Here is a 24951-nt window from a genome sequence, read left to right as displayed (position 1 = left end):
TCTAACGCGGGAATTTAACAGGAGATTTTCATATGCAACACCATGAGGTTCTGTTTCAACCGCTTGAATTGCCCTGTGGCGCGGTCTTGAAAAACCGCATCGCAAAATCGGCAATGTCGGACTCATTGGGTGATGGCGCGGGCCATCCAACGCCCGCGCAAAACAGGCTGTATCAGCGCTGGGCAGAAGGTGGGTTGGCCGTATCGATTATCGGCGAAGTGCAATCCATGCCTAATTATGCTGAAAAGCCGGGCAATCTGGTGCTCAATAGAAGTTCTGACGTGGATAAGTTTCGTGATCTTGCCGCACATGGTGGGGAAAACGGGACCCAGCTCTGGTTGCAACTCGGTAACGCGGGTGCGCTTGCCTATGCGCCCATTAGCACACCCAAGGGGCCAAGCGCGCTTGATTTTCCCGGCCTTCGTTGTGAGGGAATGACCCTCGATGAAATCCAGCAGGTCCCCTTGGAGTTCGCAAAGACGGCTAAGTTGGCACAGCAGGCTGGTTTTGGCGGGGTACAGATACATGCAGCACACGGATTTTTGCTGAGTCAGTTTCTGTCACCGTTGTTCAACAAGCGCAGCGATGCGTATGGTGGGCCTATCGCCAACCGTATGAAATTATTACTTGAATCCATTAAGGCTACACGCGCGACCGTCGGTTCCAACTTCCCTATTGCTGTGAAACTCAATTCCTCAGATCAGCTAGAAGGTGGATTTAACGAAGACGACGCACTTCAGGTTGTGGCTGCTTTGGACAAGTCATCCGTGGACATTATCGACATTAGCGGAGGGACGTATTTCCCAGGCGCTAAGTCCGCTTCTGACGGCGCGGGACGTGGGCCCTACTTCATTGCATTTGCCAAACGCGCCCGAACGGTGACATCCAAGCCCTTGATGTTAACAGGCGGCTTCAAAACGCGAGCGCAAGCGGAAGAAGCCGTTTTGAGCGGTGCAGTCGATGTAATTGGCCTAGCCCGTGCGTTGGTCCTTGAACCAACCCTCCCCAATCTTTGGTCGGCAGGCCAAATGCCTGAACCAATTTTCCCAAGGTTCACAGATGCACCGGAAGGCGGGATAACGGCCTGGTACACCATGCGCCTAACCGAAATCGCTACCGACAAAGAGACAGACGAAGTCGGCGACCTTGAAAAAGCAATTGACGACTATGAAGCGCGAGATAGAATCCGAACTGAAATCTGGAAACGCCACTTCAATCGTGACGACGTTTGATGGGATCGCATTGAGTAACCCGAAATGAAGCCTCATTCGGGGCTTAAGTCATTCTTTTTATAGATAACAAATGGGGCAATAAACACGTAAGATTGACCAGAAAAGACCCTTGGCGCAAGCCGCCAGTTAGCTTCCTTGTCCTTCTCTGGCGACTCGTTCTGAATGTAGAAAATTATTCCACTATCGGCTTCCTTAACTGACTGCGGTAGCATCGGTGGTTTCAGAAGGTAGCGATTGATTGGATTTTCGACGAGCAAGCTTGCGGGTAGGTCATACATGGTCAGTGACCAAAATGAGTTAACCGGAGGAAGCTGGCCCGCTGGAAAATGCACTGTATAGCGGTTGGTTGTACGTTGCTTATGGTCCGAATTTGCCCCCTGTGGTTAAAACATTTTTGACGAAGCGAGTGAGTGCGCTGGATGCATTTTTTTCGTTTGGACCGCTTAACAAAATGTTTACCCACTCCGGTCCCAAACTAGGTGTGCTAGGGGCAGGACACATTGATTAATCCAGATGATGACAATTGTGGCGATGCAAATTGCGGAAAAGAGCGTGTGTGCTCATCGATCGAAACGCACGTCGGTAAATTGCAACTCCGTGCATCCTACATCAATTGACATAGATCAATTTTGGAGAGCTTCCTCAAGTTATGCTTTAAATGCCTGTCTTCTTGTAGCTCCATCTTCGAGTCAGGCTTTATTGCGTTTTTTGGAGTAGGGAGTTTAAAATGATGCACCGTTTAATTTCACTTTCCGCGATATCTGCACTTTTGATTGGGTCCGCAGCTCTTGCTGGGCAGCCTGACGATCCTGGTGTGCACGGAGGAATTGTCTCCGAAGCAACCAAGGACCACAAGGCTAACGGAACTAACCTCGGACAGGCGATCAAGGATTACAGAGAAGACTTTGATCCGGATTACAAACTTGGAGAACAGGTACAGTCCCTTAAGGAAGGATTGGGCGGCGCACCGAACCCTGACAATGATAATGGCAGTGGCAACGACTGAAACTAAGGTAACTCAAATCCTTTTCTTGAAATAAAATATGGCCCGTCCTTTTTTGGGCGGGCTATGTCTTTTCCAAGAACCACCTCCACCAAGCATAGGAATTACCCATAAAGCGCCACAGCTAAAGTTGCTGGACCAACTTTGCATAGGGTAGACTTCGGGTTTAGTTGGTGAATGTTTCTAGCAACTGCCTAGGCTTGGAGTGTTTCTCTTGCACTCTAAAACCTACAGCCTATGTCTAGATGTATATAAGTACCAATTCTTGGGACGCGCAATTGTCAAATTATCGGCTATGCGTACCAATTTTTGGGACACTTCCCTCTATTTTAGGCTTGTTACCGCCGCCACTGTTCTCGAATGTCGTATTGCAGAACTTACCGCTCATCAGTTTCCGAACGATCAGACTAGTCTTAACTGGAAATTTTTCGCGCGGAGTGTGCCGTCATCACCGAACCGGCGATCACGGGTATAAGCACCGTGTACGAGACTTCCCCGCTCATCAAAGCTGCGCCGCCGCGAGAAAGGCTTCAGCTTCTCAGAGCGCGTCTTTTTCTAACATATTGAAATTATTCATTAGTTTCGCCATGATCGCTCCCATTGCTCTAGCGCTTTGAAAAGAGAGTTCGAGTTCTCTCTCGTTAGGCGCTTCACTTCTCCCGTAGTTTTATATCCGCGAAAAGCTTTGGTTGTCCGCCTCCTAAATCAACCCGATTTGCGTTGCCCCAAGTAGGAGAGTCGGCGCGATTACGTGACCAAGAGCGCGAACTTCTGGGGATGGTTGCAAAATATCTGGAATCTGCACCACCCGTGCTCCAGAGGCAACTGCCGCGCGGGTTCCGGGATCGGAATCCTCAAAGGCAGCGCAATCCGTCGCCTTCAGACCAAGCGATTTTGCAGCACGCAGATAGATGTCGGGTGCAGGTTTAGGGGAAACCACCTGATCTCCGCCCGTCACTGTTTCAAAAAAACCAAGAAGGCCAGAGACTTCAAGATGGTGACGCGCTTTTTCCGTTTGGGTTGAGGTGGCAACAGCACAAGGAAGTCCCTTTGCTTTCAGGGCCTTGAGCAATTCGACGACTCCCGCCTTAATGGGAATGTCCTCAATTTTAATCGCCGCGGAATTGGCGGTACTTTTCTCTAGAAACGCCTCAAAGATCGCCAAATCGTCGATTCTTGCGCGCAAAATGTCTTCTGATTCCTTGCGCCGAACCCCGATGAGACCCAACAGAACCGGCTCGAAATCAATCAAGCCAACGTCATCGGCAGCGCGTTGATAGCACAGGATGGTGAGGCGCTCCGTGTCCAAAAGGAGGCCGTCCATATCGAAAATCGCGCCGCGTAAACTCATGTTATATCCCATTTTATGACCGACCTAGACCTGCCCGCCCGCTTGAAACCTTTGCGCCCCTCAAACCACACCCCACGCACAATGGGAATACCCGACCGCAGCGCGCAACGGGCGACATTGTGGGCAATATAATCGCATATTTTTTTGCAAAAAGGCCGCAAATCCGCTCATTTAGGCAGGATAATCTGCACAAGTTCGCGTATCAATGGAGGTGTCATATTTGAAAAATCCCAAAGGAGCCTCCCCATTGTTGTTTAATCGATACAGCATTTTCATGACACCTGAGGCGGGTATGTTTGCCGATTCTGGCGCTGCTTGGCTTGGGTGGGATTTGGAAAAGGGTTGCGCCGTGCCACACCCAAAAGCCTCCGAAACCGCCCTGCGTATTGCAACCCAAGCTCCAAGGAAATACGGCTTTCATGGAACAATCAAACCTCCCTTTCACCTTGCAAAAGGCACAACATATGAGAGTCTTTTGTCTCAAACCAAGGCGCTTTGTGCTGTCCATGCTCCTGTTGAAATTGAAGCCCTAAGCCTCACAATAGATAAGTCGACTTTGGCGCTTACTCCGGAAGGGAACATCGACCATCTTGCCAGTCTCGCCGCCGCCGTTCTGCAAAAACTGGACCGTTTTCGCGCCCCTCTCAGCGAGACGGAATTGGCCGGACGCCGCAAGGCCAACCTAACGCCCCTGCAGGAAACCAACTTGAAAAATTGGGGGTATCCGTATGTTTTGGACGCGTTCAAATTTCACATCACTTTGAGTGGTCATTTGCCGCCCAAAGACTTGGAACATTTAGAAGCTTTGGCCCGTACACACTTCGCCCATAACTTGGGGCGCCCCATGCCATTCTGTTCGTTAATTCTGGCTGGCGAAGCGGGGGACGGACGTTTTCACGCACTTCACCGGCTCCCTCTTTCTGGAAAGAAAGTGCCCTAAAGTCTTCCCCCAAGAGCATGGGTAACCACCGGCCAATTTGTGGCCTCTTGGCCGCGCCGTGAAATAGGGTACACTCGCAAAAAAACAAAACGCCCAAGGAGACTCCAAGTGAATGACCTAATCATGATCGCCCCCATGCCCCCTAAAGTCATGGCGGACCTCTCGGAGTCCTTCACCATCCTGAAATACTGGGAAGCCGTTGATAAAAAAACGTTTCTGAGCAACTGCGCGCATGTGAAATTCATGGCGACGAACGGTCATGTTGGCTGTGACGACGCAATGATGGACGCCTTTCCCAACCTCAAAGTCATCTCAAGTTTTGGCGTTGGCTATGATGGTATCGACGTCACTGCCGCGCGCAAACGGGGTATTTCCGTCACCAACACACCCGACGTTTTAAGCGATGCCGTCGCGGAACTTGCGCTTGGATTGATGCTGTCTCTTTGCCGCAGAATCGTCGATGCGGATTCCTTCACGCGGCAGGGCAAATGGCTCGAAGGCGGGTATCCGCTGACGGGCGAACTTACGGGGGCAACGGTTGGAATATTGGGGCTAGGACGGATCGGCAAAGAAATTGCCCGCCGCGCACAAGCCTTCAAAATGCAGGTGGTTTATCATGGCCGCAACCCACAGGCCTATGAACCCTTTCCGTACTATGCCTCGCTTGAGGAAATGGCGGCGGCATCCGATTGGATTGTGGCCGTTGTTCCCGACAATGTAGCCACGCGAAAGTTGGTGGATCGCAAGGTTCTCACGGCATTGGGCCCAAAGGGAGCGATCGTGAATTTGGGGCGAGGAACGCTCATTGACGAACCTGTTATGGTCGAAATGTTGCAGTCTGGAGCCTTGGGCGGCGCGGCGCTCGATGTGTTTGAGCTAGAGCCAAAAATGTCACCGGATCTTTGGAAGCTGCCGAACGTTGTGCTGTCGCCACACCAAGGTAGCGCCACCGAGAAAACACGCATCGCGATGGGCGACCTAGTGGTGCAAAACTTGCTTCGCGCCAAAGAGGGCCGCCCTTTGGTTTCCCCTGTGGGCTAATCCCCCAGCACTGGATTTTCTAACATTCAACGACCCAAGAGTTACATTACCGCGCCGATTTGCCATGGAACGAATTCATAATCGCCAAGCCCTTGCGCTTCGGATTTCGAAGGGGTTCCAGAGGCCACGTCCAAGAACATCTGGTAAATCCGCTGCCCCGCCGCCTCAATCGTTTCGCCATCTGTGAGAATCGACCCCGCGTTCAAATCCATATCTTCTTCCATCCGCGTGAACATCTGGGTGTTCGTCGCAATTTTTATCGACGGCGTTGGCTTGGCCCCAAAGGCGGACCCGCGCCCCGTGGTAAAGGCGATCAAATTGCATCCACTGGCGATTTGCCCTGTCACAGACGCGGGGTCATATCCGGGGCTGTCCATGAAGACGAACCCTTTGCTGCGGATTGTTTCACCGTATTTGAAAACGCCCGTTAGGGGCGAAGTTCCCCCTTTGGCCGCAGCCCCGAGTGATTTTTCAAGGATGGTTGTAAGCCCGCCTTTTTTGTTCCCCGGAGACGGGTTATTGTCCATCGACCCCTTGTTGCGGGCGGCGTATTCTTCCCACCATTTGATGAGGCCGATGAGTTTTTCACCCACCTCTGGCGTTGCTGCGCGGCGCGTCAACAAATGCTCCGCACCATAAATTTCTGGCGTCTCGGCCAATACGCCCGTGCCTCCTTGCGCGACCAACAAATCACAGGCGAAACCCAACGCGGGATTGGCCGTCACACCAGACCACGCATCCGATCCACCACATTGCAAACCGACCATCAACTCCGAGGCGGGACAAGCTTCGCGGCGTGCTTCATTGGCCAATGGCAGCATGGCTTCGACCTTTTGAATGCCAATCTCGATCGTTTTCCGCAGGCCAGCCACGTCTTGAATATTCATCGCCTGAAACTTTGGCCCCGGCTTAAGGCCCCATGCCTCGACTAACCAATCAATCTGGTTAATCTCGCAGCCTAAGCCCACCATCAAAACAGCCGCAACATTTGGGTGCGCCGCATAGCCCCACATTACCCGTTGAAGCGCCTCAAAACCGTCGCCATCCCCCGCCATGCCACAGCCCGTGCCATGCACGAAAGCAACAACTCCATCGACGTTTTCATACTTCGCCATAACCTCTGGCGTAAAGTGGTTTGCAATCATCCGCGCCGCCGTTGCCGAGCAATTCACTGACGTCAAAACCGCAACATAATTGCGTGTGCCAACTTTGCCGTTTTCACGCCGGTACCCCATAAAGGTATCCACAGTCGTGGCGGGGGCAACGGGCCGAATATCGGTTGAGAATTCATAGGTTTGATCGACAGCCCGAAACTCAAGATTGTGCGTGTGCACATGATCCCCCGCGGTAATATCTTCTTTCGCATAGCCAATGACTTGCGCGTATTTCAATACCGCCGCCCCCTTCTCAATCGCTTGCGTAGCCATTTTATGCCCGCGCGGAATTTGCTGTTTTGGCGATATTCCATTGACGTCCTCATCGGGATTGAGGGTTTCAATCGCGCTAACGACATTATCATTCGGGGCAAGGCGGACGGTTTTTGACATAGGATTTCCATTGCGAAAACGAGGGGGGTTAGGCGTTATTGTACATTTTGCAAAAAAATACGAAAGATGCAAATGTGATTACTTTTAATTCCGGCAGAAAACAGTTGCGCCTTGCGCTATAATTCCTTAATTCACGAATTATGGAATTTAAACTTCTAGACCGCCTCGCCACTCTCAGTCACCCACAGCGGATGGCCATTTTCCGACTGCTGATCCGGCGGTATCCGGACGCGCTGCCTGTTGCTGAAATCCTTACGGTTCTAGATCTCAAACCAAGCACGACGTCTGTCTATCTCTCAGCATTAAAATCGGCTGGACTTGTACACCAGCGCCGCCTTGGCACAAGCCTCCTTTATAGTGCGAATATTGCGGCCTCACAGGAAATCGTTTCGGGATTATTTAGCGACTGTTGTGGCGGGCGCGCCGATTTATGCCTTCCAACCGACCCGTTAAAACCAGCGACACAACCCAGCGTATTGTTCCTATGTACTGGAAACTCGGCGCGCTCCATTATGGCCGAAACGATCCTGCGCGATTGGCAAGGTCGCACTTTCACTGTGGCGTCCGCAGGGACAGAACCGCGCGCAGGCGTCCACGCCATAGCCCGCGATGTTTTGCTATCCAAAGGCCACAACATTCAAAACCTGCACTCCAAAAACATCACCACCGTTTTGGGCGAAACGACATCCGACTTCGATTTCGTATTCACCGTTTGTGACAACGCAGCAAACCAAGACAGCGGCGCGCTTCATGGTACCCCCATCGGCAGCCATTGGGGCATCGAAGACCCCGTCCCAGCAGCCAACTCCTTGGACAAAGCATCCCGAGACCGCTTTGAAAACACCTATGAAATGCTAAACACACGCATCTCGCGTTTTGCCACCCTCCCTTTTGAAACAGCCAGCCGTGCCGACCTCCAAAAATCGGTCGACGATATCGCGCGTAATTAATCAGAAAGCCTTTTGACATGACAACATTTGCCATCAATGGCCTTGGCCGCATCGGAAAACTCGCCCTGCGTCCCCTCCTAGAGCGCGGCGCAAAAATCGCCTTTATTAATGATGCTGTGGGAGACCCCAAAATGCACGCGCATTTGCTGGAGTTTGACTCGATTCACGGGCGTTGGCCCGCGAACTTCGAGGCCGACAACAACAGCATCACAATCGACGGAACGCATATTCCTGTGACCTCCACGCGCAATCTCGATGAGTTGCCGCTCGAAGGAGTCGACGTTGTGATCGACTGTACAGGAGCGTTCAAAACCGAAACTAAACTGGCCCCCTATTTTGCAGCAGGCGTCAAAAAAATCGTCGTATCGGCCCCCGTAAAGGGCGGCCCAACCGCCAATATTGTCTATGGCGTCAACGACTATATTTATGATCCCGAAACCCACAAAATCATCACCGCCGCAAGTTGCACGACCAATTGCCTCGCGCCGGTGGTCAAAGTTCTGCTCGAAGGGATCGGCATTCGCCATGGCTCAATCACCACCATCCACGACGTCACTAACACCCAAACAATCGTCGACCGCCCCGCCTCTGATTTGCGGCGCGCACGCTCGGCCCTGACCAATTTGATCCCCACGACAACGGGGTCGGCCACGGCAATCACGCTCATCTATCCAGAGTTAAAAGGCAAACTTAACGGCCACGCCGTGCGCGTTCCCTTGCTCAACGGCTCGCTCACGGATTGCGTTTTTGAAATGGAACGCGAGACGAGTGTTGAAGAAGTGAACGAGCTTTTCCGCGTGGCCTCCGTTGGTTCCCTCAAGGGCATCTTGGGTTATGAAACACGGCCGCTTGTGTCCTCGGATTACACAAATGACCCTCGCAGTTGCATCATAGACGCGCTTTCAACCATGGTCGTGAACGGTACCCAACTCAAGGTTTACGCGTGGTACGACAACGAATGGGGCTATACAAACCGACTGGTCGACGTGGCCTTTATGGTTGGCGATTCCCTGTGACACAAACGCGGGGATTCTCGGCCTATATCGCTGTAACGGCCGCCTATTGGGCCTTCATGCTGACGGACGGCGCGCTGCGCATGTTGGTGCTTTTGCACTTCCATACCCTCGGATTTTCACCGGTTCAGCTCGCATATCTCTTTGTGCTTTATGAAGTTGCGGGGATTGTGACCAATCTTTCAGCAGGTTGGATTGCCGCACGCTTTGGGCTGACCTCGACGCTTTATGCGGGATTGGCGCTCCAAGTTTTGGCCCTACTCGCGCTATCCCTACTTGATCCAAACTGGAGCATCGGGGCCTCGGTCGTGTTCGTCATGCTCGTGCAAGGCGCATCTGGCGTTGCCAAAGACCTCGCAAAAATGAGCTCAAAAAGTGCGGTCAAAATCTTGGCACCCAAGGCCAAAGGCGGCCTGTTTAAGTGGGTCGCGATTTTGACTGGCTCCAAGAATGCGGTCAAAGGCTTGGGCTTTCTCCTTGGCGCCGCGCTTTTGGCGACCCTTGGTTTTGTGCCTGCAGTCTTGGCGATGGCGGGCGTGTTGGGACTTGTTCTGATTGCCGTGCTTGTGGGAATGCCCTCAGGCCTTCCCACAGGGCGAAAAGACGCCAAGTTCAAAGAGGTTTTCTCTAAAAACCGTAACATCAACTGGCTCAGCGCTGCGCGTGTTTTTCTATTCGGGGGGCGAGATGTTTGGTTTGTTGTGGGGATTCCCATTTATTTTTACGCCGTCCTCTCGGATGGCTCGGAGGAGTCCAACCGCGCCGCGTTCTTTTTGATCGGGAGTTTTATGGCGGTCTGGACGATTCTCTATGGGATGGTGCAAGCCAGCGCGCCAAAGCTCTTGCGCGCGCACCAACGCGGCGAACATGAATACGCTGTTTTGGCACAGAAATGGGCACTCGGTCTCGCAGTGGTTCCTGTTGTCCTAACCGCAATCCTCCTTCTGGCACCCGGCACATCTCCGATGCTCACTGGAACCATCGTCGCCGGCCTCCTTATATTCGGGGCAATTTTTGCGGTAAACTCGTCGCTCCACTCCTACCTCATCTTGGCGATGACGGATGAAAAACGGGTCACCATGGACGTGGGATTTTACTACATGGCGAATGCAGTTGGGCGCTTGACTGGGACGCTCCTCTCGGGGGTATCCTATCAAATCGGAGGGCTCGCTCTCTGCCTTGGAACGGCCGCGGGAATGATCCTTCTGAGTTGGGCATGCACACGAAGACTCGGGAATTAGCGCAAACAGGCGTACCTTCACGCAGGCAAATTTTCCTGTCAAATTCCGCGCTTTGCGGATTTCACGTCTTGACGCTCCAATACAGCTGAAATACTACTCTCAAACGACGCGGGTATGGTGAAATGGTATCATACGAGTTTTCCAAACTTAAGGCGAGGGTTCGATTCCCTCTACCCGCTCCACATTCCCCCAATTTGCCGAAATAGCTTCCAAAAACCATTCTGCGGCGTTTGAGCGCTTGTTGCTTCCGATACAGGCCATTATGTGGGTTGGGACGCAAACAAACGGGGGGCTCCATGGCCCAATTAGATGAAGACCGCGAAAAATCCAAACAAATGGGCGCTTTGCGCGGACTTGTTCCTTTTGTGCGTCCCTATGGCGGGCTTGTCCTCGCCGCCTGTCTCGCGCTTGTTCTAACGGCGGCAACCTCGCTCATTCTGCCCATTGCAGTGCGTCGTGTTGTGGACGGCTTTACGGCCTCCAACGGAGCACTCATCGACAGCTACTTTGGCGCAGCCCTCGCAATTGCAGCGATTCTCGCGCTTGGCACGGGTTTGCGGTACTACCTCGTGACCCGCCTTGGCGAGCGTATCGTCACCGACATTCGCAAAGCTGTTTTTGACCGCGTTATACGCATGAGCCCCGCGTTTTATGAAAAGATCATGACCGGAGAAGTTCTAAGTCGGATCACGACCGATACGACGCTTATCCTGTCGGTCATCGGCTCCTCCGTTTCAATCGCTTTGCGCAATGCGCTGATTTTCGTTGGCGGCATGGCCCTAATGCTTTTGACCAGCGCAAAACTGGCCGCGATGGTGTTGTTTATCGTTCCTGCCGTTATCGTTCCCATTATTGTTCTTGGTCGCCGTTTGCGGATTTTGAGTCGCGAAAACCAAGACTGGATCGCAAAATCCTCCGGCAGCGCAAGCGAAGACCTTTCCTCGGTGCAAACCGTTCAAGCCTTCACACACGAAGCCCTTTCCTCCAAGAATTTCGCCGATGTAACGGAGCAATCCTATGTCGTCGCAATGAAGCGGATAACCACACGCGCCCTGATGACTGTGGTTGTTATTTTCCTTATTTTCTCGGGTGTCGTCGGTGTTCTTTGGATGGGCGCACATGACGTCAACCAAGGCAGTCTGAGCATCGGTGCCCTCGTTCAATTCGTGATCTATGCGGTTATGGTCGCGGGATCGGTTGCCGCTCTCTCCGAGATTTGGGGTGAACTTCAACGCGCAGCTGGCGCAACCGAGCGCCTTGTTGAACTGCTCAACACCGAAGATGCGATCAAAAACCCTGCTAATCCGAGAACGCTCGCGAAACCCGTGCGCGGCGAAATCGTCTTTGACAACGTCACCTTCCACTATCCTGCGCGACCCGAAATTGCAGCCCTTTCTGGCACCAATCTTGCGATCAAACCGGGCGAAACGGTTGCGCTTGTGGGGCCATCTGGTGCGGGAAAATCGACCGTCATTCAGTTGCTCCAGCGTTTCTACGATCCCACCAGCGGCGTCGTTTCCATTGATGGGCTCAACCTGCGCGACTTGACCCGAACCGATTTTCGAGAACAGATCGCGCTTGTGCCCCAAGACCCGATTATTTTTGCGACCACCGCTCTTGAGAACATTCGTTTCGGCCGCCCCGACGCCACGGATGCCGAGGTCTTTGAGGCCGCAAAAGCTGCTGCCGCACATGATTTCCTTATGGCGTTACCCGAGAAATACGAAAGCCAAGTTGGCGAGCGCGGTGTTATGCTCTCAGGCGGGCAAAAGCAACGTATCGCCATTGCCCGTGCCATTTTGCGCGACGCGCCTATCCTTTTGCTCGATGAAGCGACAAGTGCTTTAGACGCCGAAAGCGAACGTGCGGTTCAAAACGCGGTCGATGAAATGGCCCAAGGGCGCACGACCCTGATTGTGGCCCACCGTTTGGCAACCGTGAAAAAAGCCGATCGCATCCTTGTGTTTGATGGCGGAAAAATCATTGCCGACGGCACACATGAATCCCTTGTCGCCGAGGACGGCCTCTATGCGCGTCTGGCGCGGTTGCAGTTTACGGACGGAAATGGCGTAGCGTAACTTTCTCCTTACGTTCCGTCGTTTGGACTTTCCCTTGCGAAAATAGTCGTTTGCAATCATCCTCCTTGGGGAGAAGAGCACGTGGGGACGTGCCCAATGGGAGAGAGTGTGATGAACAAATTTTCATCAATTGACGACCGCAATGCTATTGAAGCAGAAGCGCGATGGGAGGATCGTGATCTTCCCAAAACTATGTATGAATTTGTCGCCGCCACCGCGAAAAAATACGGGGAGCGGCCCGCCATTTCGTTTCAGATCACGTCGGGCCCCAAAGATCGCGCCGAAACTCTCACTTGGAATGAGTTGTTCGGAAAAACAACGCAAACCGCCAATTTTTTCCGTTCTCTAGGTATTGGGGAAACAGACGTTGTTGCCTATCTTCTGCCCAATGCAAACGAAACCGTCCTAACACTTCTTGGTGGGTCAATTGCGGGGATCGTCAGCCCGATCAACCCCCTCCTTGAAGCGAGCCAAATCGCGTCGATCCTGCGTGAAACAGGAGCTAAAGTTCTGGTGACTTTGCGCGCCTTCCCCAAGTCGGATGTCGCTCAAAAGGCAGCCGAGGCCGTTGCGATGGTGCCGAGTATCGAGACGGTTGTTGAGGTTGATTTGCTGCGGTATCTTTCCCCGCCAAAGAGTTGGATAGTTCCGCTTATCCGTCCGAAAAACCCCGCCACCCACAAGGCGCGCGTGCTGAATTTCAACGCCGAAATCGCCAAGCATTCGAGCGAAAAACTCGACTTTTCAGATTCTGCTGGCGACCGAGTTGGGGCATATTTTCACACCGGCGGCACAACGGGCATGCCCAAAGTGGCCCAGCACAAATACTCTGGTATGATTTACAACGGCTGGCTTGGGCACCGCTTGCTGTTTAGCCACGATGACGTGGTGATTTGCCCCCTGCCCCTGTTCCACGTGTTCGCCTGTCACCCGATAATGATGTCGATGATTGCTTCGGGTGCGCATGTCGTCTTTCCGACGCCTGCGGGTTACCGTGGCGAAGGTGTGCTGGATAACTTCTGGAAACTTATCGAGCGTTGGAACGTGACGTTTATGATCACCGTTCCGACCGCCATTTCTGCGCTGATGCAGCGGCCAGTTGACGCAGATGTATCGTCGCTTCGCACGGCGATGTCTGGATCCGCCCCCCTTCCGATTGAGCTTTTCCGTCGCTTCGAAGAAGCCACGGGCGTCACGATTACCGAGGGCTACGGCCTAACCGAGGCGACGTGCCTCGTGTCGTGCAATCCCACGAGCGGCAAGAAAAAAAAGGGCTCCGTTGGTGTGCCCTTTCCCCATACCGACGTAAAAATCCTGCGCCAAACACCTGATGGCCCTGTCGAGGCCCCCGTCGATGAAGTCGGAGAAATCTGTATCGATAATCCGGGAGTCATTCCCGGATCAACCTATACCGAGGTCGACAAAAACCACGATCTTTTCCACCACGACATCTACCTTCGCACGGGCGACTTAGGGCGCGTCGACACGGACGGATATCTTTGGATTACAGGGCGCGCCAAGGACTTGATCATCCGTGGCGGTCACAACATCGACCCCGCGGAAATCGAAGAAGTTTTGGCGGGGCATCCCGCAGTTGGATTTGCGGGTGCGATTGGCCAACCGGATGCACACTCAGGCGAAATTCCCTGCGCCTATGTCGAGCCAGTACAAGATGCCGAAGTGACGGTCCAAGAGCTTATGGAGTTTTGTAAAAAGGGAATCCCAGAGCGCGCGGCCCATCCCAAATACATCGAAATTTTGGATGAATTGCCGAAAACAGCAGTGGGCAAAGTCTTCAAACCCGACTTGCGCAAACGCGCCATTACGCGGGTGTACAATGCGGCCTTGGAAAAAGCGGGCTTGCAGGTGAGCGTGTGTTCGGTGATCGAAAGCAGACGACGCGGACTCGTTGCGCAAATTGAGATGTCCGAAGTCGTGAGCACGATTGAAATCACCCAAGTTCTTGGGGCCTTCACAATCCCATGGGAATGGCTTCCAGAACAGCCTTCTTAGGCGGTTAGTACCCAGAATTATCAGCATCCAAGGAACGGATAAGCTGCGCCCCTGAGGCCCGATTGGAATTGACCTCGGGGGAAACACGCCACGCAGCAAAGCGATCTTCGGGCGCGGGTTGCATCAAGAGTGCGGCCCCCTTCCCCTGCTCCCCAAGCCAACTAGCCCATTGATCCGGCGCAAGGGAAACGGGCATCCGTTTGTGGATTTTCGACATCGTTTTGTTTGCCGCAACTGTCACAATAGCGGCTGTTCTCGTGCGCACCCCGTCGTACTCCCAATCCTGCCAAATACCTGCGAACACGGCGGCCTCTTCGTGGCGCGGCGTGATATACCACGGTAGACGCGCGCCCTCAGGCGTTTTGGTCCATTCATAGAAGCCGCTCACAGGGATGAGGCACCGCCGTTCCCGACACGCTTTAGCAAACGCGGGTTTCTGCGCAATCGTTTCCGCCCGCGCGTTGATCAAAAGCGGGCCGTCATTGGGCTTTTTGTACCAATTGGGAATAAAACCCCACCGCATGGCCCGTAATTGGCGGCCATGATCTGTGGCCATAATTGCGTGGATTTGGGTCGTCGGACAAACGTTATAATTCGGAACGTTCGGTAAATCATTGGCGGGGGCCGCCGCAAAAAGCTGGGCCATGGCCTCCACGGGCAAAGTGATCGCAAATCGTCCGCACATTCTCTCGCTCCTCGCCAACACCTTGTTACAAAAAAGGCGCGCCGTGGCTGGCGCGCCTTAGGTTCAGTCAGCGTAAACCAAACTTATTTCACGGTGATGCGGCCATCAAGGTAGGGCTCGTAGCCGCCTGCTGCCGCAAGGTATTCAGAGACAACATCCGCAAGATCAGGGCCGAAATCATAGGCATTCATCGCGTCGCGGAACATGCTGTAGCCATCGCCGCCGCCACGCACGTAGTTGTTCGAAACAACGCCGTAAACTTTGGCTGGATCAAGCGCTTCATAGCCCGCGCCCGTATCAATCATAACCTCGGAAATACGATTGCCAAAGGCCTCGGAACCCGTGATGGTGAACGTCATCCCCGCAACCTGCGCGAAGCGACCGTTTTTGGTCTCATCGTCATATTGCAGCACCGCGTTTTCGAGCGCGTCCTTAAGCGTTGCCCCATTCACTTGGAACGTTGCCAGCGTGTTTTGGAACGGAAGAACCGTGTAAACATCACCCATCGTAACTTCGCCAGCTTCTAAACCTGCACGAAGTCCGCCGCCATTTGCCAACGCGACTTGGATGCCTTGATCTTTGACGCGCGCAAGCATCGCATCGGCAACAAGGTTCCCCATTTCGCATTCTTTGGCGCGGCAATTGTCACGCGATCCATCAATCGCTGCCCCAGTGGTCGCCACAATTTTGCTGCGAATTTCTTCGAGGGGGGCTGCGGCTTCTGCAATACGTGCAACCGTCGCGGCATCCTCAGCAACCGAGGCGTCCGTGATGATAGGCTCGCCAGTGGCAGAGATGACTTCGCCAGCGTCGTTAAACGTGACGTTCAATTCGCCAAGGAATTTACCATAAGCATAGGCCGAAACGATGGCCGTTGAGCCAACCATTGTTGGGTATGGGCCTTCGGCACGCTCGTTGGTGTTGGACAACAATGTGTTGGTATGGCCACCAACGATCACGTCTACACCCGTGGTTTCGGCGGCAACTTTTTGGTCAACGCTATAGCCCGAGTGCGACAAAACGATAATTTTATTCACGCCCTCGGCGGTCAGTTTGTCGACCTCACCTTGCACGGCACCAACAGGATCGGTAAAAATCACCAAGTCACCGGGGCTGGCCAATTCATCGGTATCTTGTGGCGTCAATCCGATTAGGCCGATTTTCTCGCCACCCCGTTCGATGATCGCGGATTTAGCAAGTTTACCAGCCAAAGCAGGCTCTTGGGACACGTCCGCGTTGGACATCAGAATAGGAAAGTTGATCGTATCCATGAAGCCTGCGAGAACTTCTGGGCCGTCGTCAAACTCGTGATTGCCAACGGTCATGCCGTCGTAGCCGAGCTTGTTCATCATTTCGGCGGCGAGTTTACCCTTGTAGTAAGTATAAAACAGCGTGCCTTGGAACTGGTCTCCGCCATCCACCAAAATTGAGTTATTTGAACGCGCACGGGCGTCGGCAACGGCCGTCACCAAACGTGCAGAGCCACCAAAGCATTCGCCAGCGGCGTTGTCTTCGGCGCTACAGCCAGCGTCATATTTGCTGATGGGCTCAAACCGTGCGTGGAAATCGTTTGTGTGTAAAACGGTGAGTGAGTAGTCGGCGGCGGCAGCACCTGCCGTGAGGGCCAAAACGGCCGCGGATGTGAAAAGACGGGCGAACATATTAATACTCCCTATTATTGTTCTAGAGCGATAGATTGACCAAATGCAGCTTCAGAGTCAAAGGCTGCGTTTGTAAAATATGTATATTCAGGGTGTTACGGACATATGACAACGGCTTCTGTCTTTTTGTGGATATTGGGCTGTTCAGGGGTATATTCGCTATTTTGGGCTATTTCGCAGTTTTTCGCTATAAATGGCTACCCATTACGCTACCCATTCTTGTTCGGTTATGAACAAAAGGCGGCAAGCGAACGTTCGCATTTGCATCTTCTGAAGGAGGCTAATGGCAGGATCGAGGTTTCGTGGCGCTAGTGTCCGACAACCATCCAATCGAGCTTTTCTCAATAGCTCTAGTGCATTGCTTACTTCGATGAGACTACTTGGAGAAGATCCGTCGATCCCAATCTGAGAGCAGCGTTGACAAGTGAAGCGCTCTTCATATATGAAACCTGAAGAACATAATTGCAGATCTTTGGGAGGGGAAACGCAAGTGCAGGTATTGGGAACCCCAAGTGCGTCAACACGGTCTGAGTCGGACTTCGTGTTTGAACTCGACAGCATCGGAAAAACCTATTCAGGAATTCCTGTTCTCTCAGATGTAAAACTGGCGATTCACGGCGGTGAGATTCATACCCTTATGGGCGAGAATGGCGCAGGGAAATCAACTCTGGTCAAGATCATCAGTGGTGTAATTGAGCCCAGTTTTGGCACGATGACAATCGATGGCAAACCCGTTTCTTTTCGCAATCCGCGCGAGGCGGAGGAGCAAGGCGTTATCATCATGCATCAGGAACTTAGCCTGATCCCAGAGATGTCAGTTGCACAGAACGTCGTCTTGGGGCGCGAGCCGATGAAGGGCGGGTTGTTCCTTGACCAAAAGAAAGCACGCACGATCGCCCAAGACGCCCTGTCGCGGTTTGGTTTCACCTTGGATGTCGACACTAAGGTCAAAGATCTTAGGGTGGGCGAGCAACAACTAGTTGAAATTACCCGCGCACTTTTGATGGATGCGCGCCTTCTTATCATGGATGAGCCGACCTCCGCCCTATCGCAGATCGAAGCGGATATCCTAATGGAAGTCATTCGCGACCTCGCGGCGCAGGGTGTGGCCATTCTATATATTTCCCACCGCATGGACGAAGTTTTCGAGATTTCCGACCGCATTACCGTTTTGCGTGATGGTTTGATGATCGGCACGACGATGGCCAGAGATGCTACGCCCGCAGATCTGGTGGAGATGATGGTGGGTCGTCGGATTGAGGTCGAGAAAATCAGACGCAAAACCAAACCATCGGACGAATTGGCGCTCCAAGTGTCCGGCTTAAATGCCGAGGCGCAAGGCCGTCGTGTTCTGAGCAATGTAAGCTTTGGGCTGCGGCGTGGCGAAATTCTGGGGGTTGGGGGCTTACTTGGGGCGGGGCGGACCGAACTCCTTGAAACCATATTTGGGGCGCGTGGTCCCGTGATGGAAGGCGAAGTTCAGATCGACGGGCATCCCGTCAATTTACATAATCCGGCGGGCGGTATCGAACACGGCTTGGCCCTGATTACCGAAGACCGCAAATCAACGGGACTCATCCTCAACCACTCTATTTCTGACAATATTATCTTGCCGCAATTGCATGGGCTTGATCAGTTTGGCATTGGCATGGGGCCATTCCAAACCCAACAGGCGCTCACTGCGATCAAACGGTTGCGCATTGCCGCAAGGGGCGTTGATCACGTGGTTGGCAATCTGAGTGGGGGCAACCAGCAGAAAGTAGTCCTCGGAAAATGGTTGGGGATGGAGCCGCAGATCCTGCTGCTCGATGAACCAACCCGTGGCATCGATATCGGCGCAAAAGACGAAATCTATGACCTGATTGGCGAGTTGGCCGATTCAGGAATTTCCGTCCTGCTCGCCAGCTCCGAAATACCCGAACTTCTGGCCATTTGTGACCGGGTGATGGTGCTATGCGAAGGGCGGATTTCGGGCATTTTAGGTCCAGACGAAATGAACCTTGATACGATCAAACAACTCGCCATGCAGTTCGAGTGACGGGGAAGCGTGAAAACATGAGCTTGGGAAATGACATGACAGCGAAGCAAAAATCGGTCGCAGAAATTGACAAAACCAGATCGTTGCGGGCCAAAGGGCTTCAAATGATCATGCAAACAAAACTGTACTGGGGTTTAGGTTTTCTGTTGGTTTTCGGGGCCTTATCCTCCCCTGTAACCTCTAAGGGCGTAAACATTTTCACATCTCTTGGCAATATGACCGATGTTCTTCGCCAAGTTTCCGTGACGGGGATTGTTGCCGTTGGTATGACGCTCGTTATTCTCATTGCGGGGATTGATCTCTCTGTTGGTTCCATCCTCGCTTTGGGCACCGTCATTTGCGCTATGCTGCTCACCCAAGAAGGCTGGACGACCGCGAGTTACATTGGTGTACCTGCGGTCGGGGCCGTGGTTTTCATCCTTTGCTGGGCCGCCATCAGTGTTTTGCGCGGCATCACCAATAGTGGCGGCACAGCACGCGAAGCGCAAACAAGCCCCAAGACCCTCACTATGACTGCTTTGATCAGCGGCGCTGTTTCGATGGGCTTAATGATCTGGCTGATCGGGCAAGTCCCAACAAAATTTGGTGTACTGGCTGTTTTGATTGCGGTTCCGAGTGTCTGTGCGGTGTTTGGGGCCATGAATGGGGCCTTGATTGTCTATGGCCGCCTGCAACCCTTTATTGTCACCCTCGCGATGATGGTGGGCGCTCTGGGAATGGCGCGGTTGATTGCGGGTCAAGATACAGCCGTCTATCCCGTTTACACTGGCACCAACGCGACCGAAAACTTTGAGATTCTGCGCACTTTGCTTTGGGGAGTCGTTCCCGCACCGGGGCTGATTTTCCTGTTCGTCCTAGTCGTATTTTTCATCCTGACACGGTTCACGACCTATGGTGCCTATCTTTTGGCCATTGGCGGTAACGAGCAGGCTTCCCGCCTCGCGGGGCTAAACGTCAATCGCACCAAAATCGTGACCTATGCCATATCAAGCGCGCTGGCTGGACTCGCGGGCATCCTTTATGTTGCACAATTTCGGCAGGGAAAACCCGACGCAGGAATGGGCTTAGAGTTGGATGCCATTGCGGCCGTTGTCATCGGCGGCACTAGCCTGATGGGCGGCAGAGGCACCGTCGCAGGCACTATGGTCGGCGTGCTGATCTTTGGTTTTCTCGGCAATATTCTGCAACTCAACAACATCGACAGCAATACTCAACTGGTCCTGAAGGGCGTCATTATTGTGGCCGCCGTGCTCATTCAGGAAGGTCAGTTGACCCAGATCTTTTCGAAACTCAAGCGAAACTGAGCCCGAAAAGTAAATGCTCTAGCTTCGGATTGTGGAAAATACGCGAAGCTAGAGCGAACAAAAAAGGGCACAAGAGTGCCGTCCATTGAACAAGGAGACTGTTATGAAAAGACGTGAGTTTAGCAAGGGGTTATCCCTCCTGTCGGCCGCATTTGTGGTCGGTTTGCCCATGAGTGCGATGGCGCAGGACAAAGATTATACAATTGGTTTTTCGCAGGTCACGACTGTCGAGCCTTGGCGCGTGCAGTTTAATAAGGACCTGCGGGCCGAAGCGGAATTGCATGAGAACGTGAACCTCCTTTGGGCCGACGCAAATGACCGCACTGAAGAGCAGGTTGCCCAAGTTGAAAACTTCATTCAGCAGGGTGTTGACGCCATCTTGATTTCTCCCAAAGAAGCGGCGGGTCTTACTGGTGTTGTTGAAAAAGCAACCGATGCAGGCATTCCTGTTTTTGTTCTAGATCGCAATGTTGATACCGACAAATTCGTACAGTGGGTCGGCGGCGACAACGTCCTTATCGGCGAAGCGGCTGGCGAGTTCATCCTCGAGGCTCTCGGTGGTGCTGGCAATGCACAAGGCACCATTGTTGAAATCTATGGTGGCCTCGGAATTCAGGCTACTTTTGATCGTTCGGACCCTGTTCACGCAGCCGTTGCCGATGAGGCAGGTGTAACCTTCCTTCTTGATCGCCAATCGGGCGACTGGAAGCAAGACCAAGCCTATGACATCATGGCAACTGCCCTGCGCAACTACGAAGATATCACCCTTGTCTACGGCCACAACGACCCAATGGCCTATGGAGCATACCTCGCTGCAAAAGACGCGGGACGTGACAAAGACATCATCTTTGTTGGCGTCGATGGCTTACCGGGTGAAGGTGTGACTTGGGTTGCCAATGGCGAACTTGCCGCAACTTTTCTTTACCCAACTCCAGGTGCTGAAGGATTGCGCCAAGCCCTTCGTTACCTTGACGGCGAGCAAGTTGAAAAATCAGTTGTGATGGGAACCGAGGCAATCACAAGTGCGAATGCCGATGAGATCCTTGTGCGCAACGGGTTGAAATAAGGCGTATAAAAACGGATCAAAATTGACAAACTCCCGTCAACTATGATCCAAGGCGCAAGGGGTAAATGGCTCCCTTGCGCCAAATTTTCTCTGGTGCTAGTTCGCAATAGTGAAATAATCATCCCGCGCTAACCGGAAATGCAGAAAACGAGTCATGGCGTCCAGCAATCTCACGAAGCTTCAGAAGTATTCAGCGCCAGCGCTGGAAAAAGGCCTCGATATTCTTGAGTTGCTCTCACTGTCAGACAAGGAACTGTCGTTGTCGCAAATTGCAGCAGGTGTCGGGCGTTCCAAAAACGAGATTTTCCGCATGATGATTGTTCTCGAAGAGCGGCAATTCATCTCCCGTGCTGCTGATGATCACTATGTTCTTACTGATCGCCTTTCTGTACTTGGTTCCAATCGTTCCATAAATAATCGGATCGCTGAAGTTGCCATGCCAGTGTTGGCGGAACTGTCCGAACAAGTCTCGCTTTCCTGTCATTTGTCCGTTCTGGACGACGATGCGGTCCTTGTTGTCGCGCAGGCCGAGGCGACCAAAGGCTACTCCATTTCTGTCCAAGTCGGGCACCGCAGCAAGGTGGCCGATAGTTCGGCAAGAGTCTGCATCTTAACGGCATCCCAAAACACGGATGCGACACATTCTTTGTCGAAATTAACTGAGGCCCCTAACCCAGAATTTCCAGGAATTACAGAGCTTTCCGCCCCCGTCATGGGTGGGCAAGGAGACGTTGTAATCGCAGCAATTACGATCCCCTATATGTCGGCGATGATTTCCGAGAGTGACAAAGAATCGAGCAAATCTCACCTTCTGGTAGCGGTCGAATTATTGCAGCAACGCGTCAAAATTTATTTGCCGCAATTATAATTTATCGAGATTTCTCCGAAAATACTGCCGCTTCGCTGTCAAATACTCGCCAATCGCTCCAAGGTCGTTTCAAAAACTATTTTGGGCAAGATTGTCAACTTGTCTAAGAATAAATTTACCGTCGTCGTATGGAATTAGCCATCACAACGAATAGTAGGTTTCCGCCCTAAATGTCAACGACGGCCCTTTTGGAGTGATCACGCATCGAAGGTCCTCTTTGGCGCAAAGTCTATCAGAGTTCTCACCTGTAGCGATTGTCGCCTTCCCGCCCATAGCACCAAACACTGCACTCCTGACCGATGTCGCCTCTGGTCTCATCTCTGCCATTTTTGTTTAATTAAAGACTACTTAGCCACCCGCAGCTTCGGCTTCGCCACCCTATACCGCAAGGCGTCCAACACCTGTGCCTCCGCTTCGAAATTATCGAGAACCCAGCTATAGAGCGACGCTGTAATTTGGGGGGAGGAATGCCCCATCATCTTTGATACCGCCGGAAGGGGAACGCCATTTCGCAAAAGATGCGACGCGAAATAGTGACGCGACGCATGCCAACCCGTCGCCACTCCCAACTCCTCGGCTGGACCGCTAATCACCTTACTACAAACGCTGTGCGATAATGGGCCGCCTCTAAATGCAGGAAAGAGAAGATTGTGTTCTGCTGTGGTATTAACACGTGGTGTAAAAACGCGGATCAGTTCTTCGCTTAAGGGCAGGTATCGGTTGCCCGCTTTCGATTTGGGGGCGTTTTGAACTGTCACGCCCCCTTTCTCGTAAGCAACCGTTTTAGCAATATGGAGGCGCTTTGTATCGAGGTCGATATCGGCTGGCGTTAGAGCCGCTATTTCGCCCCAACGAACGCCTGTAAAGGCCGCGACCAACAGCATGTCCGCTGCGGTTGGGTTAGCGGCCCGTACCCTGCTTGCTAGAAGTTCTGTTTCCTCTATCGAACGGATGGGCGGTTGCTTTCGTGGGTTCTTCACCATTTTTACGGTCGACAACATCGGCCCTAGCGTCGGAGGTAAAATATCCCATGCCATGGCATCCCGCACGATTCGCTTTAGAATTTTCGTGAAGAGTTGAATGGTGTAGGGCTGAAAGCCTCTTTCCTTCGCCTTACGGCCCAAGGATACGAAGGTCAGGGCGTTTATTTTATTGAGGGGTAAGTCCCCAAACCATTCGATTAAGACGCGTTCCTGCCAAGCGTATTGCATAAGAGTGGAATTGCTCAGGCCTTCGGAGGCGTAAGGCATCCAAACCTTGAGGAATGCCGCCAGCGGTTGTGCCCCGTCACCATAATCCCCAGCTTGGGACATTTCGGCTTCGATGCGCCGAGCCTCTAGGAGTGCGGTTTTCTTATCAGTGCCGTCGAACATCTTGGTTTTTATCTTCGTCTTGCCTGTCTTTTGGTCTTTGACGCCCCAGTGCATCTTCCAGCATTTTCCGGACTTTCTTAGTCTTTTAATCAGAAAAGCCATCCGTCCTGCTTCCGTTTCTGTTGTCGTTACTTCGTAACAATTGAGTCGACGATACTGAAACGCCTTTGTGGGCGGTACAACTTTCGTTTGAATTCCGTTGAGGATTTTCTCTTCCCCAGTTCGGCGACACCGCTGTCAGTGATTCGCTTCAATTTGCCTCAAACTTTGGAAATACATACTTTTCTTTTTTTGGCTTGGTGCTAGCGGCTTTCGAATAATTAGTTTTCTGAACCGGCTAAAAGTAAAACTCTCGTAGGTCACTTCTCAGAAATGACTATTTTACTATTTGTAAGTAAACGCTTTTTCTACAAGTAGATATTTTGATAAAGTAAACCACACATGTTTTACTTTTATTAAATAATAATAATGGCTTGCGTGATATCAGAAGTTGTAGGTAAGTCGTATTACAACAGAAATTACATCCTGAACCCAGACAATGCTCAAGCGCTAATTTCGTTAAAAGATAGCATGATGGCTTCAAAAATATCGCATCAAAGCGAACTCATACGAGAAAGCAAAGAGACGATGATCCTGACAGATCAATCTTATCGGCTTTCTCCCTATATAGAAAGTATGAATCAAGATGAATATCTCCGAAAAAATCCCGACAGATCACCAGATTGTCGTAAGGGGGGTCTCTTAGCCTCAGTTCGGCTGCTGTCAGGAGCGCAGTGCTTTGTATGTGGCTGGGCCGATGTCGGCAAATCTTCTTTTTTCTAAATTCGCCGACAGTCCCACGATCTCAGCTTGATAAGCTTATTTCATCTTACAGGTACTCTTGCCAAGAATTCTGTAAAGTGGGCAGAAGTTAAGAAATGCCGTTCCAATTAAAATTAGACCCAACCAGCCCCAGACACCAATCGTCCCCATGAGCGTGAGGACTACGAGAATTGCGCCGACGGCTAGTCTTATCATGCGATCTGTTGATCCAACGTTTTTTGTAAGTTCCATAGTATTTTTCCTTTGCTAAACTTGTTGCTCGATTACTCAAACTCCATCTTCTCATAAACTCAACCCGCGTTCTTGGTCGCGGGTTCTTCAAATGTATCAAGGCGCGTGTAGGACGATTGGTCAATATAAAAAGCGTAGGTCAAATCGCCGCTTTCGTCTATATGCTCTCCGATTTTGGTGCGAAGATACACGAGATAATCGTGGATGAAACGTTGCACTTGATCCATGTTTTCTGGATGACCATGGCTGAGGATGACATATGCAGCTTCCAATGCCTCAACTGATCATCCCGAGTTTCAATCCAATCAAGCGTATATGGGACGGAAGCAGATTGCATGTTCAGGTGCAGCATTGGTCACTATGCGCGGCGGGATCAACTGATCGACGCAACACACTGGGCGAACTTCTCAGCTGGGGTTTGATATTGCAAGGTCTTGCGGGGGCGTTCGTTCAACTGTCTGGCAATAGCGCTGAGTTTGGCTTGCGAATGAACC

The 24951-nt window shown here is 52.3% G+C and carries 20 protein-coding genes, 1 tRNA gene and 2 pseudogenes; 14 read left to right on the top strand and 9 right to left on the bottom strand.

Translation table 11 applies throughout. The features are described 5' to 3' along the window. The first annotated feature begins 32 nt into the window (after nt 1–32). Complete coding sequence (locus AB9F27_RS19455) at nt 33–1232, top strand: NADH:flavin oxidoreductase/NADH oxidase family protein (protein ID WP_369758026.1); 1200 nt, start codon at nt 33–35, stop codon at nt 1230–1232. Nucleotides 1233–1264: 32 nt separating this feature from the next. Here AB9F27_RS19455 and AB9F27_RS19450 read toward each other — a convergent pair. Continuing rightward, nucleotides 1265–1588, bottom strand: a pseudogene (locus tag AB9F27_RS19450) (DUF1214 domain-containing protein); the annotation flags it as partial. Nucleotides 1589–1959: 371 nt separating this feature from the next. Here AB9F27_RS19450 and AB9F27_RS19445 point away from each other — a divergent pair. Next, nucleotides 1960–2238: a hypothetical protein gene (locus AB9F27_RS19445; protein WP_369758025.1), complete on the top strand. Its 279-nt coding sequence runs from the start codon at nt 1960–1962 to the stop codon at nt 2236–2238. Between the two features lie 697 nt (nt 2239–2935). Here AB9F27_RS19445 and AB9F27_RS19440 read toward each other — a convergent pair. Then, a complete protein-coding gene (locus tag AB9F27_RS19440) occupies nt 2936–3586 on the bottom strand; it encodes an HAD family phosphatase (RefSeq protein WP_335586334.1) in 651 nt (216 codons plus the stop codon). Nucleotides 3587–3833: 247 nt separating this feature from the next. Here AB9F27_RS19440 and AB9F27_RS19435 point away from each other — a divergent pair, with 247 nt between their 5' ends. Continuing rightward, nucleotides 3834–4526, top strand: a complete 693-nt coding sequence (locus AB9F27_RS19435) for a DUF1045 domain-containing protein (protein WP_335586335.1) — start codon at nt 3834–3836, stop codon at nt 4524–4526. Nucleotides 4527–4634: 108 nt separating this feature from the next. Continuing rightward, on the top strand, nt 4635–5567 hold the full coding sequence (locus AB9F27_RS19430; protein WP_335586336.1) for a 2-hydroxyacid dehydrogenase: 933 nt from the start codon (nt 4635–4637) through the stop codon (nt 5565–5567). Between the two features lie 41 nt (nt 5568–5608). Here the strand turns inward: AB9F27_RS19430 and AB9F27_RS19425 are convergent, their stop codons facing one another. After that, the gene (locus tag AB9F27_RS19425; protein ID WP_335586337.1) at nt 5609–7114 is read right to left on the bottom strand and encodes an altronate dehydratase family protein; all 1506 of its coding nucleotides are present in this window, start codon (nt 7112–7114) and stop codon (nt 5609–5611) included. A gap of 140 nt (nt 7115–7254) precedes the next feature. On the opposite strand from AB9F27_RS19425, the gene AB9F27_RS19420 reads away from it, so the two are divergent. The 6 genes from AB9F27_RS19420 to AB9F27_RS19395 all read left to right on the top strand — a co-directional run bounded on the left by AB9F27_RS19420 (nt 7255) and on the right by AB9F27_RS19395 (nt 14409). Next, a complete protein-coding gene (locus AB9F27_RS19420) occupies nt 7255–8064 on the top strand; it encodes a helix-turn-helix domain-containing protein (RefSeq protein WP_335586338.1) in 810 nt (269 codons plus the stop codon). Between the two features lie 17 nt (nt 8065–8081). Beyond that, nucleotides 8082–9080: an ArsJ-associated glyceraldehyde-3-phosphate dehydrogenase gene (locus AB9F27_RS19415; RefSeq protein WP_335586339.1), complete on the top strand. Its 999-nt coding sequence runs from the start codon at nt 8082–8084 to the stop codon at nt 9078–9080. Then, nucleotides 9077–10318 carry an organoarsenical effux MFS transporter ArsJ gene (gene arsJ / locus AB9F27_RS19410; RefSeq protein WP_335586340.1) on the top strand — a complete coding sequence of 414 codons (1242 nt, stop codon included), beginning with the start codon at nt 9077–9079 and terminating at the stop codon, nt 10316–10318. The genes AB9F27_RS19415 and arsJ overlap by 4 nt, the downstream gene beginning before the upstream one ends. A 108-nt stretch (nt 10319–10426) precedes the next feature. Further along, a tRNA-Gly gene (locus AB9F27_RS19405) sits at nt 10427–10500 on the top strand. Nucleotides 10501–10614: 114 nt separating this feature from the next. Beyond that, entirely contained in the window at nt 10615–12396 is a 1782-nt protein-coding gene (locus AB9F27_RS19400) for an ABC transporter transmembrane domain-containing protein (RefSeq protein ID WP_335586341.1), read from the top strand. A 111-nt stretch (nt 12397–12507) separates the two neighbouring features. After that, nucleotides 12508–14409, top strand: a complete 1902-nt coding sequence (locus AB9F27_RS19395) for an acyl-CoA synthetase (protein WP_369758024.1) — start codon at nt 12508–12510, stop codon at nt 14407–14409. 4 nt (nt 14410–14413) lie between these two features. On the opposite strand, the gene AB9F27_RS19390 is transcribed toward AB9F27_RS19395, so the two are convergent. After that, nucleotides 14414–15094, bottom strand: coding sequence for an SOS response-associated peptidase (locus AB9F27_RS19390; RefSeq protein ID WP_335586343.1), 681 nt, complete (start codon nt 15092–15094; stop codon nt 14414–14416). A gap of 83 nt (nt 15095–15177) precedes the next feature. After that, complete coding sequence (locus AB9F27_RS19385) at nt 15178–16755, bottom strand: bifunctional UDP-sugar hydrolase/5'-nucleotidase (RefSeq protein WP_369758023.1); 1578 nt, start codon at nt 16753–16755, stop codon at nt 15178–15180. Between the two features lie 490 nt (nt 16756–17245). Between AB9F27_RS19385 and AB9F27_RS19380 the strand changes: the two genes are divergently transcribed. The 4 genes from AB9F27_RS19380 (at nt 17246) to AB9F27_RS19365 (ending at nt 22031) form a co-directional block, all read left to right on the top strand. After that, complete coding sequence (locus AB9F27_RS19380; protein ID WP_335586345.1) at nt 17246–18793, top strand: sugar ABC transporter ATP-binding protein; 1548 nt, start codon at nt 17246–17248, stop codon at nt 18791–18793. 35 nt (nt 18794–18828) lie between these two features. Further along, nucleotides 18829–20097, top strand: a complete 1269-nt coding sequence (locus AB9F27_RS19375; protein WP_369758022.1) for an ABC transporter permease — start codon at nt 18829–18831, stop codon at nt 20095–20097. A gap of 103 nt (nt 20098–20200) precedes the next feature. Beyond that, nucleotides 20201–21163 carry a substrate-binding domain-containing protein gene (locus tag AB9F27_RS19370; protein ID WP_335586347.1) on the top strand — a complete coding sequence of 321 codons (963 nt, stop codon included), beginning with the start codon at nt 20201–20203 and terminating at the stop codon, nt 21161–21163. Nucleotides 21164–21317: 154 nt separating this feature from the next. Next, nucleotides 21318–22031: a helix-turn-helix domain-containing protein gene (locus AB9F27_RS19365; RefSeq protein WP_335586348.1), complete on the top strand. Its 714-nt coding sequence runs from the start codon at nt 21318–21320 to the stop codon at nt 22029–22031. 344 nt (nt 22032–22375) lie between these two features. Here AB9F27_RS19365 and AB9F27_RS19360 read toward each other — a convergent pair whose 3' ends face one another. The 4 genes and pseudogenes from AB9F27_RS19360 to AB9F27_RS19345 form a co-directional block, all read right to left on the bottom strand. Then, a complete protein-coding gene (locus tag AB9F27_RS19360) occupies nt 22376–23506 on the bottom strand; it encodes a site-specific integrase (protein ID WP_335586349.1) in 1131 nt (376 codons plus the stop codon). Nucleotides 23507–24262: 756 nt separating this feature from the next. Then, the gene (locus AB9F27_RS19355; RefSeq protein ID WP_335586350.1) at nt 24263–24457 is read right to left on the bottom strand and encodes a DUF2892 domain-containing protein; all 195 of its coding nucleotides are present in this window, start codon (nt 24455–24457) and stop codon (nt 24263–24265) included. Between the two features lie 59 nt (nt 24458–24516). Further along, nucleotides 24517–24729: a hypothetical protein gene (locus AB9F27_RS19350; protein WP_335586351.1), complete on the bottom strand. Its 213-nt coding sequence runs from the start codon at nt 24727–24729 to the stop codon at nt 24517–24519. Between the two features lie 101 nt (nt 24730–24830). Continuing rightward, nucleotides 24831–24951 (bottom strand): annotated as a pseudogene (locus AB9F27_RS19345) (IS30 family transposase); the annotation flags it as partial.

The organism is Falsihalocynthiibacter sp. CO-5D18 (genome assembly GCF_041205445.1).
Classification (GTDB): domain Bacteria; phylum Pseudomonadota; class Alphaproteobacteria; order Rhodobacterales; family Rhodobacteraceae; genus Falsihalocynthiibacter; species Falsihalocynthiibacter arcticus.
The sequence above is the reverse complement of the archived record's forward strand: the minus strand, read 5'-3'. Positions and strand labels throughout refer to the sequence as shown.